The sequence below is a fragment of the Streptomyces sp. NPDC048462 genome (assembly GCF_043200175.1).
Taxonomy (GTDB): domain Bacteria; phylum Actinomycetota; class Actinomycetes; order Streptomycetales; family Streptomycetaceae; genus Streptomyces.
The window spans coordinates 243,171-258,485 of sequence record NZ_JBICXG010000006.1; the positions used below are offsets into that span (position 1 = coordinate 243,171).

18 protein-coding genes are annotated in these 15,315 nt (G+C 71.0%); 11 read left to right on the plus strand and 7 right to left on the minus strand.

The window, feature by feature from the left end; genetic code table 11:
* Window positions 1–5 precede the first annotated feature (5 nt).
* On the plus strand, window positions 6–785 hold the full coding sequence (locus ACGFU6_RS13950) for a decaprenylphospho-beta-D-erythro-pentofuranosid-2-ulose 2-reductase (protein WP_123524055.1): 780 nt from the start codon (window positions 6–8) through the stop codon (window positions 783–785).
* A 36-nt stretch (window positions 786–821) separates the two neighbouring features.
* Here the strand turns inward: ACGFU6_RS13950 and ACGFU6_RS13955 are convergent, their stop codons facing one another.
* The 3 genes from ACGFU6_RS13955 to ACGFU6_RS13965 form a co-directional block, all read right to left on the minus strand.
* Window positions 822–1,412 carry a 2'-5' RNA ligase family protein gene (locus ACGFU6_RS13955; protein ID WP_393610665.1) on the minus strand — a complete coding sequence of 197 codons (591 nt, stop codon included), beginning with the start codon at window positions 1,410–1,412 and terminating at the stop codon, window positions 822–824.
* A gap of 106 nt (window positions 1,413–1,518) precedes the next feature.
* The gene (gene trpS / locus ACGFU6_RS13960) at window positions 1,519–2,532 is read right to left on the minus strand and encodes a tryptophan--tRNA ligase (RefSeq protein WP_393610667.1); all 1,014 of its coding nucleotides are present in this window, start codon (window positions 2,530–2,532) and stop codon (window positions 1,519–1,521) included.
* Between the two features lie 237 nt (window positions 2,533–2,769).
* Window positions 2,770–3,276: a GNAT family N-acetyltransferase gene (locus tag ACGFU6_RS13965; protein WP_393610669.1), complete on the minus strand. Its 507-nt coding sequence runs from the start codon at window positions 3,274–3,276 to the stop codon at window positions 2,770–2,772.
* 155 nt (window positions 3,277–3,431) lie between these two features.
* Here ACGFU6_RS13965 and rocD point away from each other — a divergent pair, with 155 nt between their 5' ends.
* Window positions 3,432–4,637 carry an ornithine--oxo-acid transaminase gene (rocD, locus tag ACGFU6_RS13970; RefSeq protein ID WP_393610671.1) on the plus strand — a complete coding sequence of 402 codons (1,206 nt, stop codon included), beginning with the start codon at window positions 3,432–3,434 and terminating at the stop codon, window positions 4,635–4,637.
* An 86-nt stretch (window positions 4,638–4,723) separates the two neighbouring features.
* On the plus strand, window positions 4,724–5,593 hold the full coding sequence (locus ACGFU6_RS13975) for a hypothetical protein (RefSeq protein ID WP_393610812.1): 870 nt from the start codon (window positions 4,724–4,726) through the stop codon (window positions 5,591–5,593).
* On the opposite strand, the gene ACGFU6_RS13980 is transcribed toward ACGFU6_RS13975, so the two are convergent.
* Both ACGFU6_RS13980 and ACGFU6_RS13985 read right to left on the minus strand, forming a co-directional pair.
* On the minus strand, window positions 5,571–5,915 hold the full coding sequence (locus tag ACGFU6_RS13980) for a hypothetical protein (RefSeq protein ID WP_393610672.1): 345 nt from the start codon (window positions 5,913–5,915) through the stop codon (window positions 5,571–5,573). The genes ACGFU6_RS13975 and ACGFU6_RS13980 overlap by 23 nt on opposite strands.
* 261 nt (window positions 5,916–6,176) lie before the next feature.
* Complete coding sequence (locus ACGFU6_RS13985; protein ID WP_393610674.1) at window positions 6,177–7,568, minus strand: PLP-dependent aminotransferase family protein; 1,392 nt, start codon at window positions 7,566–7,568, stop codon at window positions 6,177–6,179.
* 130 nt (window positions 7,569–7,698) lie between these two features.
* On the opposite strand from ACGFU6_RS13985, the gene ACGFU6_RS13990 reads away from it, so the two are divergent.
* Window positions 7,699–8,340 carry a YitT family protein gene (locus ACGFU6_RS13990; RefSeq protein WP_393610675.1) on the plus strand — a complete coding sequence of 214 codons (642 nt, stop codon included), beginning with the start codon at window positions 7,699–7,701 and terminating at the stop codon, window positions 8,338–8,340.
* A gap of 110 nt (window positions 8,341–8,450) precedes the next feature.
* On the opposite strand, the gene ACGFU6_RS13995 is transcribed toward ACGFU6_RS13990, so the two are convergent.
* Both ACGFU6_RS13995 and ACGFU6_RS14000 read right to left on the minus strand, forming a co-directional pair.
* On the minus strand, window positions 8,451–8,660 hold the full coding sequence (locus ACGFU6_RS13995) for a DUF397 domain-containing protein (RefSeq protein ID WP_393610677.1): 210 nt from the start codon (window positions 8,658–8,660) through the stop codon (window positions 8,451–8,453).
* Window positions 8,657–9,496, minus strand: a complete 840-nt coding sequence (locus tag ACGFU6_RS14000) for a Scr1 family TA system antitoxin-like transcriptional regulator (protein ID WP_393610814.1) — start codon at window positions 9,494–9,496, stop codon at window positions 8,657–8,659. The genes ACGFU6_RS13995 and ACGFU6_RS14000 overlap by 4 nt, the downstream gene beginning before the upstream one ends.
* Before the next feature lie 92 nt (window positions 9,497–9,588).
* Here ACGFU6_RS14000 and ACGFU6_RS14005 point away from each other — a divergent pair, with 92 nt between their 5' ends.
* The 7 genes from ACGFU6_RS14005 (at window position 9,589) to serC (ending at window position 15,256) form a co-directional block, all read left to right on the plus strand.
* The gene (locus tag ACGFU6_RS14005) at window positions 9,589–9,828 is read left to right on the plus strand and encodes a hypothetical protein (RefSeq protein WP_393610679.1); all 240 of its coding nucleotides are present in this window, start codon (window positions 9,589–9,591) and stop codon (window positions 9,826–9,828) included.
* Window positions 9,825–10,004, plus strand: a complete 180-nt coding sequence (locus tag ACGFU6_RS14010; protein WP_393610681.1) for a hypothetical protein — start codon at window positions 9,825–9,827, stop codon at window positions 10,002–10,004. The genes ACGFU6_RS14005 and ACGFU6_RS14010 overlap by 4 nt, the downstream gene beginning before the upstream one ends.
* Window positions 10,001–10,186, plus strand: coding sequence for a hypothetical protein (locus ACGFU6_RS14015; protein WP_393610683.1), 186 nt, complete (start codon window positions 10,001–10,003; stop codon window positions 10,184–10,186). Before ACGFU6_RS14010 ends, ACGFU6_RS14015 begins: the two co-directional genes overlap by 4 nt.
* A gap of 666 nt (window positions 10,187–10,852) precedes the next feature.
* Entirely contained in the window at window positions 10,853–12,016 is a 1,164-nt protein-coding gene (locus tag ACGFU6_RS14020; protein WP_393610684.1) for an amidohydrolase family protein, read from the plus strand.
* Entirely contained in the window at window positions 12,016–12,705 is a 690-nt protein-coding gene (locus ACGFU6_RS14025; protein WP_393610686.1) for an O-methyltransferase, read from the plus strand. The genes ACGFU6_RS14020 and ACGFU6_RS14025 overlap by 1 nt, the downstream gene beginning before the upstream one ends.
* Window positions 12,706–12,747: 42 nt before the next feature.
* Window positions 12,748–14,130 carry a glutamate-cysteine ligase family protein gene (locus tag ACGFU6_RS14030; protein WP_393610688.1) on the plus strand — a complete coding sequence of 461 codons (1,383 nt, stop codon included), beginning with the start codon at window positions 12,748–12,750 and terminating at the stop codon, window positions 14,128–14,130.
* Window positions 14,131–14,134: 4 nt separating this feature from the next.
* Window positions 14,135–15,256, plus strand: coding sequence for a 3-phosphoserine/phosphohydroxythreonine transaminase (gene serC, locus ACGFU6_RS14035; protein ID WP_393610690.1), 1,122 nt, complete (start codon window positions 14,135–14,137; stop codon window positions 15,254–15,256).
* Window positions 15,257–15,315 lie beyond the last annotated feature (59 nt).

Consider the following 15,315-nt stretch of genomic DNA (forward strand, 5'->3'; position numbering starts at 1 on the left):
TTTCCGTGAAGGATGCCTTCGGTGCCCCGCAGTCCTTGCTCGTCCTCGGCGGCACGTCGGAGATCGGGCTGGCCACCGCCCGCCGCCTGATCGCCTGCCGTACCCGCACGGTCTGGCTGGCCGGGCGCCCCTCCCCGGCCCTGGAGTCGGCGGCGGCCGAGCTGCGCGGGCGCGGCGCCTACGTCCGTACCGTCGACTTCGACGCGCTGGACACCGAGTCGCACGAGACCACCCTCGGCAAGATCTTCACCGAGGGCGACATCGACATGGTGCTCCTCGCCTTCGGTATCCCCGGCGACCAGGAACGCGACGAGGAGGAGCCGCTCTCGGCGGTCCGGGTCGCCCAGACGAACTACACGGGGGCCGTCTCCGCCGGGCTGGTGTGCGCCGGCGCACTCCAGGCGCAGGGGCACGGCTCGCTGGTGGTGCTGTCGTCGGTGGCAGGGGAGCGCGCCCGGCGTGCGGACTTCATCTACGGGTCGAGCAAGGCGGGCCTGGACGCCTTCGCCCAGGGGCTCGGGGACGCGCTGCACGGTACGGGCGTGCATGTGATGGTCGTGCGCCCCGGTCCCGTACAGGCGCCCGGCACGGCGGCCGAGGCACCTCTCGCGACGATCCCGTTCACCCGTACGCCCCTGGTGACCACGCCCGACGCGGTCGCGGCGGCGATCGTGACGGGTCTGCGCCGGCGCTCGGAGACGGTGTGGGTGCCCGGGGCGCTACGGGCGGTGATGTCGGCGCTGCGGCATGTGCCGCGCCCGCTGTTCCGGCGCCTGCCGGTCTGACCCGGGCCGGGGGCGCCGGGGTCACGGGCGCCGGGGTCAGGGGTGGAGCGAGGGCGCGTCCACGGAGCTGCCGCTCTGCGCGGGGAGGGCGGCAGCTCCGCCGCCCGCCGCGAACGGGAACTCGTTGATCTTGCGCCAGACGCTGTCCGAGCCCTGCTCGTACAGCGCGAAGGAACCGCAGGTCCAGGCGGCCTCGTAGTCGCCCAGCTCGGCGTACGCGCGGTCCATCGCCTCTTCGGAGATGTCGTGGGCCACGGTCACGTGCGGGTGGTATGGGAACTGCAGCTCGCGCACCAGCGGACCCGAGGCGTCCCGGACCCGCTTCTGCAGCCAGGAGCAGGCCGAGGCGCCCTCGACGACCTGGACGAAGACGACCGGCGACAGCGGGCGGAAAGTGCCCGTCCCGGACAGCCGCATCGGGAAGGGGCGGCCACCGGACGCGATCTTGGCGAGGTGCGCCTCGATCGCGGGCAGGTGGCCCGCCTCCGCCTCGGTCGGCGGAAGGAGGGTGACGTGGGTGGGAATGCCATGTGCGGCAGGGTCCCCGAAGCTCGCGCGCCGCTGCTGGAGCAGGCTGCCGTAGGGCTCCGGGACCGCGATCGAAACGCCGAGCGTTACGGTCCCCACGTCGTTCTCCTCAATCCTCGATGGTCTGTTTTCAGCCACTGACGGCCGCAAGCTTCACGCCGCCAGTGTGCCGCCTGTGAAGGTGGTACCGCCAGGGTCCTTGGACTCAGTGCTTCGCGGGCAGAAGACCCATGCGGTCGTACGTCCGCGCCAGGGTCTCGGCGGCGACGGCCCTGGCCTTCTCCGCTCCCTTGGCCAGGATGGAGTCCAGCGTCTCGGTGTCGTCGAGATATTCCTGGGTGCGGGTCCGGAACGGTGTGACGAAGTCGACCATGACCTCGGCGAGGTCGGTCTTCAGCGCACCGTAGCCCTTGCCCTCGTACTTCTGCTCCAGATCCGCGACGGGTGTGTTGGCGAGGGTGGAGTAGATGGTCAGCAGATTGCTGACGCCCGGCTTCTCGACGGGGTCGAAGCGGATCACCGTGTCGGTGTCGGTGATCGCGCTCTTCACCTTCTTGGCGGTGGCCTTCGGCTCGTCGAGGAGGTTGATCAGACCCTTCGGGGTGCCCGACGACTTGCTCATCTTCGACGACGGGTCCTGGAGGTCGTAGATCTTCGCCGTCTCCTTGACGATGTACGGGTCCGGGATGGTGAACGTGTCGCCGTAGGTCCCGTTGAACCGCTCCGCGAGATCCCGGGTCAGCTCCAGGTGCTGGCGCTGGTCCCCGCCCACCGGGACCTGGTCGGCCTGGTAGAGCAGGATGTCGGCGACCATCAGCATCGGATAGGTGAAGAGCCCGACGGTGGTGCGGTCGGCGCCCTGCTTGGCGGACTTGTCCTTGAACTGCGTCATCCGGGCCGCCTCACCGAAACCGGCCAGGCAGTTCATGACCCAGCCGAGCTGGGCGTGCTCGGGGACATGGCTCTGGACGAAGAGCGTGCAGCGGTCCGGGTCGACCCCGGCGGCGAGCAGCTGGGCGACGGCGAGCCGGGTGTTGGCGCGCAGTTCCGCGGGGTCCTGCGGGACGGTGATCGCGTGCAGGTCGACGACCATGTAAAAGGCGTCGTGGGACTCCTGCAGGGCCACCCACTGGCGGACCGCGCCGAGATAGTTGCCGAGGTGGAACGAGCCTGCGGTGGGCTGGATTCCGGAGAGCACACGGGGACGTTCAGAGGCCATAGAAATCATTGTCTCAGGTACGGAACCGATCTCGGGCAGCCGGTGTATGAAAGGTGTGAGGACGCGGGAGGGGGCTCTGCGGCCGGGCCGGACGGGGTGCCGCGCCATCGATGACGAGGGCGCGGGCGGGCCCCGGCCGTTGCGGATCGCCGTGAGATGAGACCAGGAACACAGTCCGCCCGGCCGGACGGCTGCGTGCGGTGGCCGGGGCGGAGAGGCTCCCGGGACGGGGCCGGGTCAGCAGCTGATCGGTTCCTGAGCCCGTGCGGACCCGCACTCCATCAGCAACTGGCTCCCCCGCGGGCCGACCGGGCGAAAGCCCGCCTTGCTCCATGCCCGGACGGCCCGGTGGTTGGAAGCCTCGGGATCGACGGTCACCCGTTCCCATCCCACGACGGTGAGAAGGTGCCGGACGAGGGCGCGGGCTGCATCGGGGCCGTGACCCCGGCCCTGTGCGTGAGGCAGCAACACCATGTCGATGCCGCCTTCGCGAGGGCCGGCGGTGACGTACTGGGCGTAACCCACGGGGTCGGCGCCGTTGAGGACCAGGAACGAGACCACTGCGGGCCGCCGCCTTCCGATGTACTTGGCGGCCACTTCCTCGCGAGTGAGCGGCTGCCCGCCCCAGTTGCGGACGAACTCGGGGGACGCGAACCACTCGGCAAGCAACGGCAGGTGATCCTCCGTGGCGGGGATGAGCAACGTAGCCCCGCCCGCGATGCCGCCCTCCGGCGTGTCCGCCATGGAATGCCGCCCCCTCTTCGTGCGCGTGTCCGCCCATCGTTCCAGCGCGGGGGCCCGCGCGGGCGCGCCGTGAACTGAAGGTTTCCTCGTGGGCGATCCGACCGACGATAGAAAGTGGGCACACCAACCCGATCCGCACGACGAACGGAGATCCCGTGTCGACCACGGAACACGCCATCGCCTCCGCCGATGCGCACAGCGCGCACAACTATCATCCGCTGCCCGTCGTCGTCGCGACGGCGGAGGGCGCCTGGATGACGGATGTCGAGGGGCGGCGCTACCTCGACATGCTCGCCGGCTACTCGGCGCTCAACTTCGGCCACGGCAACCGCCGTCTGATCGACGCGGCAAAGGCGCAGCTGGAGCGGGTGACGCTGACCTCGCGGGCGTTCCACCACGACCGCTTCGCCGAGTTCTGTACGCGGCTGGCCGAGCTGTGCGGCATGGAGATGGTGCTGCCGATGAACACCGGCGCGGAGGCGGTGGAGACGGCGGTGAAGACCGCCCGCAAGTGGGGCTACCGGGTCAAGGGCGTCCCGGACGGGATGGCGAAGATCATCGTCGCCTCGGACAACTTCCACGGCCGGACGACGACGATCATCAGCTTCTCCACGGACCACGAGGCCCGCGCGGACTTCGGCCCGTACACACCGGGGTTCGAGATCGTGCCGTACGGGGATCTGACCGCGCTGCGGGAGGCGATGACGGACAACACCGTGGCGGTGCTGCTTGAACCGATCCAGGGCGAGGCCGGGGTACTGGTGCCACCGGCCGGCTACCTCCCCGGGGTCCGGGAGCTGACCCGCGAGCGGAACGTGCTGTTCATCGCGGACGAGATCCAGTCGGGTCTGGGCCGGACCGGGAAGACGTTCGCGTGCGAGCACGAGGGCGTCGTGCCGGACATGTACGTGCTCGGCAAGGCGCTGGGCGGCGGCGTCGTGCCGGTGTCGGCCGTGGTGTCGTCGGCGGCGGTGCTGGGGGTGTACCGGCCCGGGGAGCACGGGTCGACGTTCGGCGGCAATCCACTGGCGTGCGCGGTGGCGCTGGAGGTCATCGCGATGCTGCGCACCGGTGAGTTCCAGCAGCGGGCAACGGAGTTGGGCGACCACCTCCACCAGGAGCTGGGGCTGCTGGTGGGCGGGGGCGCGGTGGAGACGGTGCGGGGGCGCGGGCTCTGGGCGGGCGTCGACATCGAGCCGGGCCACGGCACGGGCCGGGAGATCTCCGAGAAGCTGATGGACCGCCGGGTGCTGGTGAAGGACACCCACGGCTCGACGATCCGGATCGCCCCGCCGCTGGTGATCAGCAAGGAGGACCTGGACTGGGGCCTGGAGCAACTCCGCGAGGTCCTGCGCGGCTGAGGGCGGCGGCAGCGGCCCGCCCCGGCTGACGCGGCCGGCCGGGGCGGTCGCAGCCGCCCCGTAGAGTCCCGGGTGTGCTTCTGGGGATGATCTGCGCGCTCGGTTCCGCGGTCTGCTTCGGCACGGCCTCCGTCCTTCAGGCCGTCGCCGCGCGGGCCGCGGCCGAGCCCGGGGCGGGGGCGGGGGTCGATCCGGCGCTGCTGCTGCGGGCGCTGCGGCAGTGGCGTTACGTCGCCGGGCTCGCCCTGGACGGCCTCGGCTTCGTCCTCCAGATCATCGCCCTGCGCTCGCTGCCCATCTACGCGGTGGGCGCGGCGCTCGCCGCGAGTCTCGCGGTCACCGCGGTCGTCGCCGCCCGCCTGCTCCAGGTCCGGCTGAGCAGCACCGAGTGGACGGCCGTCGCCGTGGTCTGCGCGGGCCTGGGCATGCTGGGCCTCGCCTCCGGCGGCGAGGGCCGGCTGACCGGCTCGGACGCGCTGCGCTGGTCGATGCTCGGTGTGGCGGTCGCCGTCCTGCTGATCGGCACGGCGGCGGGCCGGCTGCCGGAGCGGGCCCGCGCCCTGGTGCTGGGGCTCGGCGCGGGCTGCGGCTTCGGGGTGGTGGAGGTCGCGGTGCGGCTCATCGACGACGTCTCACCGGCCGCGCTGCTGTCCAACCCGGCCACGTACGCGCTGCTGGTGGGCGGCGGCTCGGCGTTCCTGCTGCTCACGTCGGCGCTGCAACGTGGCTCGGTGACGACGGCGACCGCCGGAATGGTCCTGGGCGAGACGATCGGGCCCGCGCTCGTGGGCGTCATCTGGCTCGGGGACCGTACCCGCGAGGGGCTCGGCTGGCTGGCGGTCACCGGTTTCGCGGTGGCCGTCGCGGGCGCCCTGGCCCTGGCCCGCTTCGGCGAGGCCCCGGCGCAGGACACGCCGGAGGACGCCGCCGGGGCTACCCGGAGAACGCGGTCGTGAAGGGCAGCGGGCTGTCCAGGAGCCAGGTCGCCGAGGCCGCTCCCCCGGTGCAGGCTGTCGCCCACCCCGCCCAGGTGCGCCCGGACAGTTCCTTGGCAGCCCTGGCGGCCTCGGAGCCGAGGAGCACGCCGCACATGAGTGCCAGGAACAGGTCGCCCCAAACGATCGCGGGGAGGCCGATGACGAGCCACCCGCCCGCGCAGGCCGCCAGAGCGGCTGCCATGTAAGGCCAGGGAGTGGTGCGGGTCGCCGTCGGCGCTGCGCGCCTGCGGTGGATCAGGATCACGATGATCTGCGCGAGTGCGGCCGCTATGGCGATCACGTCTGTACTCCCCTGTTCGGAGCCCCGGTTCGGAACAGGTGATTGCCCGGCCGGCGCACACGGGCGCATGAGTGCCGGCCCCTCATCGCGATACCACGGACACGTCACGCCCGTTCCGCAGAGGGGTGTTCATGTAGGGGCCAAGACTACGATCCCGGGCAAGACCACCGCGAAGGGGGGTAAACGACGTTCCTGCCTCTCAAACGGATGATCCGGATCGGCTGCTGCCCGTCCGGGCCAGTGGGCGGGCCTTGCCGCCCCTCACGCGAGGGGGGCGGGGGTGTGGGTGCCGGTCGCGCCGTGCGCGAGCGCCTGTTCCGCCCGCGCGAGTCTGCGGATCGCCCGGGTCAGCTGACCCGGAGGGAGCGTGTACGGGAGCCGGATATTGCGTTCGAACGCGCCCCCGACCCCGAATCGTGGCCCGGCCGCGATGGTCACCCCGTGGTCGGGCGCCACGGCCGCCAGCCGCGAACTGATGGGGCCGGGGAAGGTCGCCCAGAGCGTCACACCGCCGGCGGGTTGCGGGGCACTGACGTCGCGCAGGTACTCGGCGAGCGCCTGCCGCAGGGCATCGCGTTGCGACCTGAGTTGCCGCAGCGCGTCCGGCCGCCGGGTGCGGTGCTCGTTCAGGAGGACGGCTGAGGCGAGTTGCTCGACGACGGGGGTCCCGAGGTCCGTCGCGGGGCGGGCCCTTTCGACCCGTTCCAGGAGAGAGGGAACCGCGCGGATCCAGCCGATGCGCAGGCCGCCCCAGACACTCTTGGACACGGAGCCGATGCTGATGGCCGTCGGCATGTGCAGCGCGAAGGGTTCGGGGCTCGGAACGTCCAGGGCCAAGTCGGCCATCGTCTCGTCGATGACCGTGAGGCACCCGAGCCCGAGCTGCCGGCGCACGCTCGTGGGCATGCACATACCGGTCGGGTTGTGGAAGTCGGGGATGAGGTAGGCCAGGTTCGCGGTCTGCCCCGCCGCTCGGAGTTGTTCCACGTCCCAGCCGGAGGACGTCACGGCGACGGGGAGGAGCCGGGCCCGCGCCTGGATGAACGTCGTGATCGCGTGCGGGTACGTCGGATGGTCGATGAGGACCCGGTCGCGCGGCGACACGAGTACCCGGGTCAGCAGGGCGAGCGCGTGCTGCGCGCCGTTGGTGATCAGGATGTGACCGGGCCGGGTGGGCAGCCCCCGCCGCCCGTACCAGTGGGCGACCGCTTCACGCAGTTCCGCGGTGCCGTACCGGTCGTAACCGTGCCGCTCGAAGTGTCGCGGCAGCTGTTCGAGCGCGGCCGCGAACGCGGAGTGCAGTACCTCCACGGGCGCCGCCGGTGCGGCAAAGGAGAGGTCGATGGTCTCCGCGTCGGTCCCGGCCACGCGCTCGGGCGGGGTGTCGCCAGGCAGCCGTACGGTCGCCCTGGTACGGGCCTGCGTGGCGAGGTACCCGTGCTCGACCAGCGTACGAAAAGCAGTCCCGACGGTGGTTCTGCTGGTGCCGAGCACGGTCGCGAGGTCGCGCTCGCCCGGCAGGGCCGCACCGAGGGACAGCCGTCCGTCCAGGATGAGCAGTCGCATCTTGTCGGAGAGGCGCTGGTGAGCAGGGCCCGGCCCGTCCCGCCAGGGCCCCAGCATCCGCGCTACCGCGTGCGAGCTGACCTTCACCGGACCAGCCTAACCAATCTGGCTATGGAATCCAGGGCCAGACGGTCGGGACACTCGCCGTATGGCACCTACCGCTCCCCCGGCGAAACCCTCCGCCCCGGCTCCCCACGCCCCGCCCGCGATACCGCGCATGAACGCCTTCGATCAGCTCCGGGCGGGCCGCAAGGGACGTCGAATCCCCCAGCTCCTGCTCGGCCTGGTGGGATACGGGGCGGCCGTCATGCTGCTCGTCCGGTCCGGGCTCGGCGCCACCGGCTGGAACGTGCTCACAGAAGGCACCGCCGGCTCTCTCGGCATCTCGTTCGGCTGGGCGACGAACCTGATCTCCCTGCTCGTGCTTCTCGCGTGGATTCCGCTGCGCGAACTGCCCGGCCTGGGCACGCTCCTCAACGTCGCGATCGTCGGCTTCGCCGCGGACGCCACCGCGTGGGTGCTCCCCGCCCCGCACGGGCCGCTCGCCCAGACCGGATACCTCGCCGCCGGGATCGTCGCTCTGGCCTTCTTCGACGCGCTCTACCTCGGCGCGCGGTTCGGGTCGGGACCGCGCGACGGCATCATGACGGGCCTCATCCGGCTCACCCGCCTGCCCGTCGCCGTCGTGCGCACCGGAATCGAAGTCACAGTCGCCTGCGCGGGCTGGCTGCTGGGGGGAACCGTCGGGGTGGGCACCGTACTGGTCGCCCTGTGCATGGGCCCGCTTGTCGGCTATTTCATGCCGCGAGTGGCGGTGGCCCTGCCCGCGATCCCCGCACCCGCACAGCGCCCCCGATGACCGTGGCGAGAGAGCCGCCTCCCCACGGGCCCCGCCGGGTCCGCCGGACCACTCGGCCAGGGCCCCACCACGCCGGTCGGGCATGGCGGGACCGTGCCCGTTCGACCGGGTCAGATACCGCCGAACTCTCCGGCCTTCACGCCCGCCACGAACGAGGTGAACGAGGCGGCGGGAACGTTCAGCACCGGGCCGGCCGGGGTCTTGGAGTCACGGACGGGGACGATGCCTCGGGCGGCGACGAAGTTGGCGGCTACCTCGATGCAGTTGCCGCCATTGTTGCTGTACGAGGACTTGAACCAACGGGGGGATTCGGTCGTCACGGGATGCCCTTTCGCAACTCACTGATCATGGCCACGGACGCCGCTGGTGACATCGCTTCGCCCTGTAGTTGATGGTAGGCCGTCAACATGGGCACCACGGACGTAGTTTCCCGGTCCACGTGCCCCTGGGCCTGAGACTCGGCGTAACAGAGCACGGACCGATCCGACAGCGTCAGCAGGTTGACGGGCAGGTCGAACGTGCGGCGCTCACCTATCTCGTACGGTGCCACCTGGAGCAGGGTGTTCGGCAGCGCGGCGAACTCAACGAGACGGTCCAGTTGGGCACCCATCAGGGCAGCCCCGCCAATCGGCCGCCGAATACAGCTCTCGTCCAGGATGACGAACACCATGGGCGGCCGAGATCGTGCCAGCGCCGCCTGTCGCTCCGCCAGAAACGAGACGCGTTCGTCGGCCTGCTCCGGCGTGATGGCCCCTCGCTGCACCGAACTGTCCGCCAGCACTCGTGCGTACTCCGGCGTCTGCAACAACCCCGAGATGATCCCGATCTCGAAAAGCCGGATCTCCACAGCGCGGCCCTCATAGCCCACGTATTCCGGGAAGCCCTCCAGCAAGTTGCCGTGCTTGATCTCCCGCCATTCACGCTCGAACGAATCGGCGGCCCCGGCTGTGCCTAAGGCAGCGTCAGTTCGGCGTGAAAACGGCAGGGTTGGCGATTTGCGACCAGTTTCGATTGCCGAAATATGCCTGCCCGTACAGCCGACCAGCGTGCCCAGGTGGTCCTGGGTCCAGCCACGCTCCTCGCGCAGTCTGCGCAGACGTGCCCCGAAAGCCGCCTGGGCGCTTGCTTCAGGGTTCAACTCTTTGCGGTTTACCAATGTGCCCTCCCCATGGGCCACGTTGAAGACAGTCCCACCCTAAGCCACGCTGAACGCCCTTGGTAGTGGAATGACTACAGAGAGGTGCGGCGATGTCCGAGCAAAAACGCGTCCAACTCCCGCCCGCCGGAGCACTCGTGGTGGATCGGGGCCGTAACGACCGCGTCGGGGAGTTCCGGGGCGTCGCAGGTCCGTACTGGTCGCTGCGGCCGATCGGCGGAGGGCCCGAGTGGGAAGCCGTCCCCGCATACGTCCGGCTCGCCACACCCGAGGAGCGTCTCCGCGCCCGTACCGCGTACGAGAACGCCCGGAGCCGGGGGGACGTGGCATGACCGCGCACAGCACCACCGAGCCCACCGAGCTCGCCGGGACCGCCGGGTGCCGGGCCTGCCAGGAGTTCGACCTTGCCGAGGCCGTGGCCCGGAGCGAGAGGGACGAGAGCCGGGCCACCGACTGCCGGGTGCTGCGCAGGCGGCACCGGGCAGCCGAACACGCGGAGCAGCCGTGACGCGCCTCCCGAACCTCGCGTGGGAGCGCATCGGCGCGGACGCCGGGTCCCGCGCACGGTTCTTCGCCGCGCTGGACGTCGCGATCGAGCGGCGCGTCCGGGAGCGCGCTGACGAGACGGCCGAGCTGGAGATGCTGGCGGACGCCGTCGAGGCGGCGGCCGGGCGGGAGCGTGCCGCGTGACCGGCGAGGGGTACGGGGCGGAGATCACCGTGACCGACGGGCAGCGGGCCGCTTCGCTGGGGGCGGTCGTGGTGCGTAACCGCCGGCTCGCCCTCCGGTGGCTGCGGCGGCAGGCGCTCCGGCTCGCGGAGGAGGCCAAGGGAACGCGGCGGCGTCACGGCGGGGCCGACGTACGGTCGGCCGCCCTTCGGAGCTCCACGGTGCTGAACGGGCTTCGGGCCTGGGCCGAGGACCAGGCGCAGCAGGACGAGGCGATGGCACGGCTGGAATCCGGGGGGCCCGACGCGTTCACCGTGGTCGACCCCGTCGTCGGCCTCGTGGTGACGCTCACCGGACGGCGCGTCCGGTCGGAGCGGGCGGCGGTCGACCGGGTCCCGGGCGTCCGAAGCGACGGCGGAGGGAGGTCCCATCACAGCCTCGCGGCCCGAACTAGCCTTTTTCCGGGCCGGGTTGACCGGTCAACGGGACGGCTCGGGGCATGGCCATGGGTGCAAACACGCCATTGGACAGCGGCACCCTTTCCCTCACTCGGCAGGGCAGGCAACAATCCTGAACTGCCAGGCACGGAACGCAGCGTGTGCGGACGGACACTCAAAGGGAGTGGTGTGCCCGCATGCGCCGCTGCGCATGCCGTGTGCAGCGCACGACGACTGTGAGGAGTGGCCCATGACCGCCCGTCATGACTACCCGGTGATCGACGCCGACAGCCACATCGTCCTTCCCGACTCCGATGAGTGGTGGCGCGGCAGAATTCCGGAGAAGTACGCCGCGTGGATGCCCCAGTACCGGGACGACGTGCTGGTCGCGGAGGGCCGCGTCATCGAAGGCCCCTCGGCGACCTTCCACGGGAAGCCCACCCAGGCCGCCTGGTTCGGCAGCACCCAGGGGGCCACGTACACGCCGGGCAGCTGGCTGTTCGACGACCCGGCGACCGTGGAAGTGCTCGGCGCACTGCGGCGCGGGGGGCTGGACCCGCAGGACCGCCTCACGGCGATGGACCGCGAGGGGATATCCCAGGCGTACATCTTCCCCTCCAAGGTGCTGGGGCTCCTGCCCGCCCTGCGCAGCTCCGCCTTCGCCAACGAGGTGACCAAGGCGTACAACGACTGGGCGGTCGAGTACTGCTCCGCGGAGACGAGCAGGCTGCTGCCCGTCGCCGCGCTGCCCCAGCACGACATCGTGCTCGCCGTCGACGAGGCAAGCAGGGCCTACGACCGCGGGGTGCGCACGGTCATCCTGCGGCCCAACACCGTGGCCGGGACGAACGTCGACGACCCGGTGTACGAGGCGCTGTGGGCCTTCTGCGAGAGCCACGGAATGGCGGTCTGCTTCCATGAGGGATTCGGCGTCGCCCGCATTCCGCGCATCGGGACGGAGCGGACGCACGACACCATGCAGGGCCATCTGGTCAGCCACACCTTCGAGCACATGACGGCCGTCATGCTGCTCATCACGGGTGGGGTGATGGAGCGGTACCCGGCTCTCAACTTCGCCTTCATGGAGACCGGGGCGGGCTGGGCACCGTTCTGGCTGAACCGCATGGACGACCACGTCGAGCAGTTCGCCAAGGACCGCGAACCGCTGCCGGAGAAGCCCAGCACCTACTTCAAACGCCAGTGTTATCTGGGCGTCGAGCCGGAGGACCCGCTGCTGCCGATGCTCGTAGAACAGGGGCTGGAGGAGAACCTGCTGTTCGCGAGCGACTTCCCGCACTTCGACGCGAAGTTTCCCGGAGCGGTCACGTCGCTGGCCGACCGGGGCGACCTCGGTGACGCGGTGAAGCGGAAGATCCTGTGCGACAACGCCCGCCGCTTCTTCGGAGCCGCCTGATGCAGCCGCTGTTCCCCTCGATCGACCCGCGGGCCGCAGCGGTTCTGGCCGGGCTGGAGGCGCGTTCACGCAAGGAGCAGGAGGAACTCGAAGTGCTGCGCGCGGCCGGCGGCACGGCGCTGCGCGAGCGCGCGGGGTCCTTCATGCTGGACGTGGGACCGGAGGCCGGTCTCCTCCTGAACACCCTGGTGCGGGTCGCCGGGGCCAGGACGGTGGTGGAGATCGGGGGTTCGGTCGGCTACTCCACGGTGTGGCTCGCGGAAGCGGTGCGCGCCACGGGCGGGCGGCTGTACTCGATCGAGGTCGACCGGCACAAGCGGGACGAGCAGCGAGCGCATCTGGTCGCGGCGGGGCTGGAGTCCTATGTGGAACTGACCGGCCGCGAGGCCCCGGACCTGGTGCCGTCGCTCACCGCCCCGGTGGATCTCGTACTGCTGGACCACTGGAAGGAGCTGTACGTCCGGGACTTCGACGCGTGCTGGCCGGCGCTGCGCCCGGGAGGTGTCATCGTGGCCGACAACGTGCTGGTCCCGCAGAAGAACGCCGAGGTGATCGCGCGCTATCGCCGTCACATCAGCACGCTCCCCGACGCGCAGAGCCACCTGATCGCAGTAGGCGACGGACTCGAACTCACCACAAAGCGTGAACACGTTCGTGTGGACGGAGTGAGTCACCGCCCGGGACTCTAACGTCTCCTGCGACACCGTTGGTACTGAGGCGAGGGCTTGCACATGAAGATCGGCATCGAGTCAGAGCTGCCCACTGTCGACTCCCGGGGCATGGCGGCCGACGAGAGTTCCGCGCAGGCCTTCTTCGGGCGGCTCGCCCGGCAGGAGGGCTTCTCCACCTACTCCGACGCCACGAGCGGAACCGTGGTGGGCGTCAAGTCCCGGCGCGGCAACGGCATGCTGGACGTGGGCAACGACTACGGATTCTGCACGGTGGAGATGGCCCTCCCGCCGGAGGAGGGCTTCGCCGCGGCCAAGGCGGCGTGGCACGGCACACTCGACTCCCTGCTGCTCCCGGCCCTGAGCGCGCAAGGCCTGTCCGTGCTGGCGCACGGCTGCCAGCCCCGTACGGAGACGCTGGGGCGGGAGTTCCTGGCGGACAAGGGGCACTACCAGTTCTGGCTCGCACAGGCGGAGCGGTTCCCCGGGCACTACGCCTCCGACGCGTGGCCGGGGTTCGCGGCCGTCCAGTTCAACATCGATGTGCCACTGCCCGACGTGATGACCGTCTGCAACACCCTGATCGCCATGACGCCGCTGCTGTGCGCGTGGGGTGCCAACTCCGCGGTGTTCGCCGAACGCGTGCAGCCGTGGCAGTCGTTGCGGCTCCGGGGTTACATGGAACTGGCCGAGTCGAACCCGTTCTTCGCCGACCGGCTGCTCTTTCCCCGCCGGTCCTACAGCGGTCTGGCGCAGTACATGCAGGATGCCTGGGCCACCCCGGTCTTCGAGGTGGTCAGGGCGGGCATGATCTACCGGCCGGCCGCGCCGGAGCTGACCACGGAGCGGTTCGCCGCCGCGGGCGAGGCGGAGTTCGTCGACTTCCACGGCGCGAAGCGCACCCTGTCGTGCACGGTCGACGATCTGGCGTCCGGTCTCGTCTTCTACTGGCCCGCCGTACGCGTCAGGATGCGGCTCGACGATACGTGCAGCGTCGCGGAGATCCTCGCCGCGGTGGCCGCCGGGCGCCCCGAGTCCGTCCTGCGCAACGGCGGGCGCGACACCTTCGTCGAGGTCCGGCACCTGCCCACCATGAGCCGCCAGGAGACCTTCTCCTGGCTGGCCATGATCCTGGGCTGGCTGGAGAACATCGACGAGTGCGCGAAGCTGTTCAGCCCCTGGAGCCTGGACCGTTCGCGGGCGGTCATGCCCGAGGTCCAGGCCCGGGGCTGGGACTCGGAGGTGGCCGGGGCTCCCATGGGGCAGTGGGCGCGGCAGGCGTTCGCGGTCGCGGAGGAAGGGCTCAGGCGGGGGAAGGCCGCACCGGTCGAGGAGTTGGAGCCGCTGGCCCGGCGTCTGCGGGACCGCACGAACCCCGCGACGGACGCCGTCGCCTGTCTGCGCGCCGAGGGAATCGAGGCGCTGGTCGAGAAGCTGAGGATGTGACGATGTGACAGAGCGGTCCCCGTTGTCCGACGCGCCGCCCCGGTACACGTACAACTTCTGTGCCGGGCCCGCGACCCTGCCCCGCCCGGTGGCGGAGCGCATACGCGAGGAGTTCCTGGCCCACGCCGAGGACGGGGCCTCGATCGTCGAGGTCAGCCACAAGGGGCCTCGGTTCACCGGCGTCCTGGACACCGTGGAGACGCTCTACCGCGACCTGTGCGGGCTCCCCGCTGACCACCACCTGTTCTTCATGCACGGCGGGGCACGGATGCAGTGCTCCGCCGTTCCCCTCAACCTGATCGGCCGGTCGGCCGCCCGTACCGCCGGATACGTGGAGACGGGCCTGTTCGCCCAGCAGGCGTTCCGGGAGGGGGCGCGCTACGGCGACATGAGGACCGTCGCCAGCAGCGCGGCCACCGCGTTCGACCGGATACCGGCCGTCCGTCCGCAGGACTGTCCCGAGGGCGCCGCGTTCATCCACCTCACCAGCAACAACACGGTGTACGGGACCCGGTGGACCGACTTCCCGCAGGACGTGCCCGCACCGCTGGTGGCCGACGCGACCAGCGACATCCTGTCCCGGCGGATCGACCACACGCGGTTCGGTGTGGTGTACGCCGGATTCATGAAGAACCTGGGTCCCTCCGGCATGGCCCTGGTGACCGTCCGGGACGACCTGGTCGGGCACGCCCTGCCCAGTACGCCCCGGCTGCTCGACTACGCCGTCCACGCCCGGACGCGCTCACTCGACAACACCCCCAACACCTTCGCCCTGTTCGTCCTGTCCCTGATGCTGGAGTGGGTCCGGGACCAGGGCGGCCTGGCCGCAGTCGAGCGGACCAACGAGGCCAAGGCCGCGCTCCTGTACGGGGAGCTCGACCGGTCGGCCTTCTTCCGCCCCACGGCGCGGCCGGAGCACCGCTCCGTCACCAACATCGTCTTCCGCCTCGCCGACGAGTCCCGCACGGGCGAGTTCGTGGCCCTGGCCGAGTCCGAGGGCTTCCTCGGGCTGCGCGGCCACCGGACGGTCGGCGGCGTCCGCGCCTCCGTCTACAACGGCATGCCGGAGGACGGCGTCCGTGCCCTGGCCGGATTCCTGCGCGAGTTCGAGCGCCTGCGCGGTTGAGCCGCGCGGCCGCCCCGGGGCGGTCCGGGGCGGTCCGGCGGCGGGGGGGGGGGGGGGGG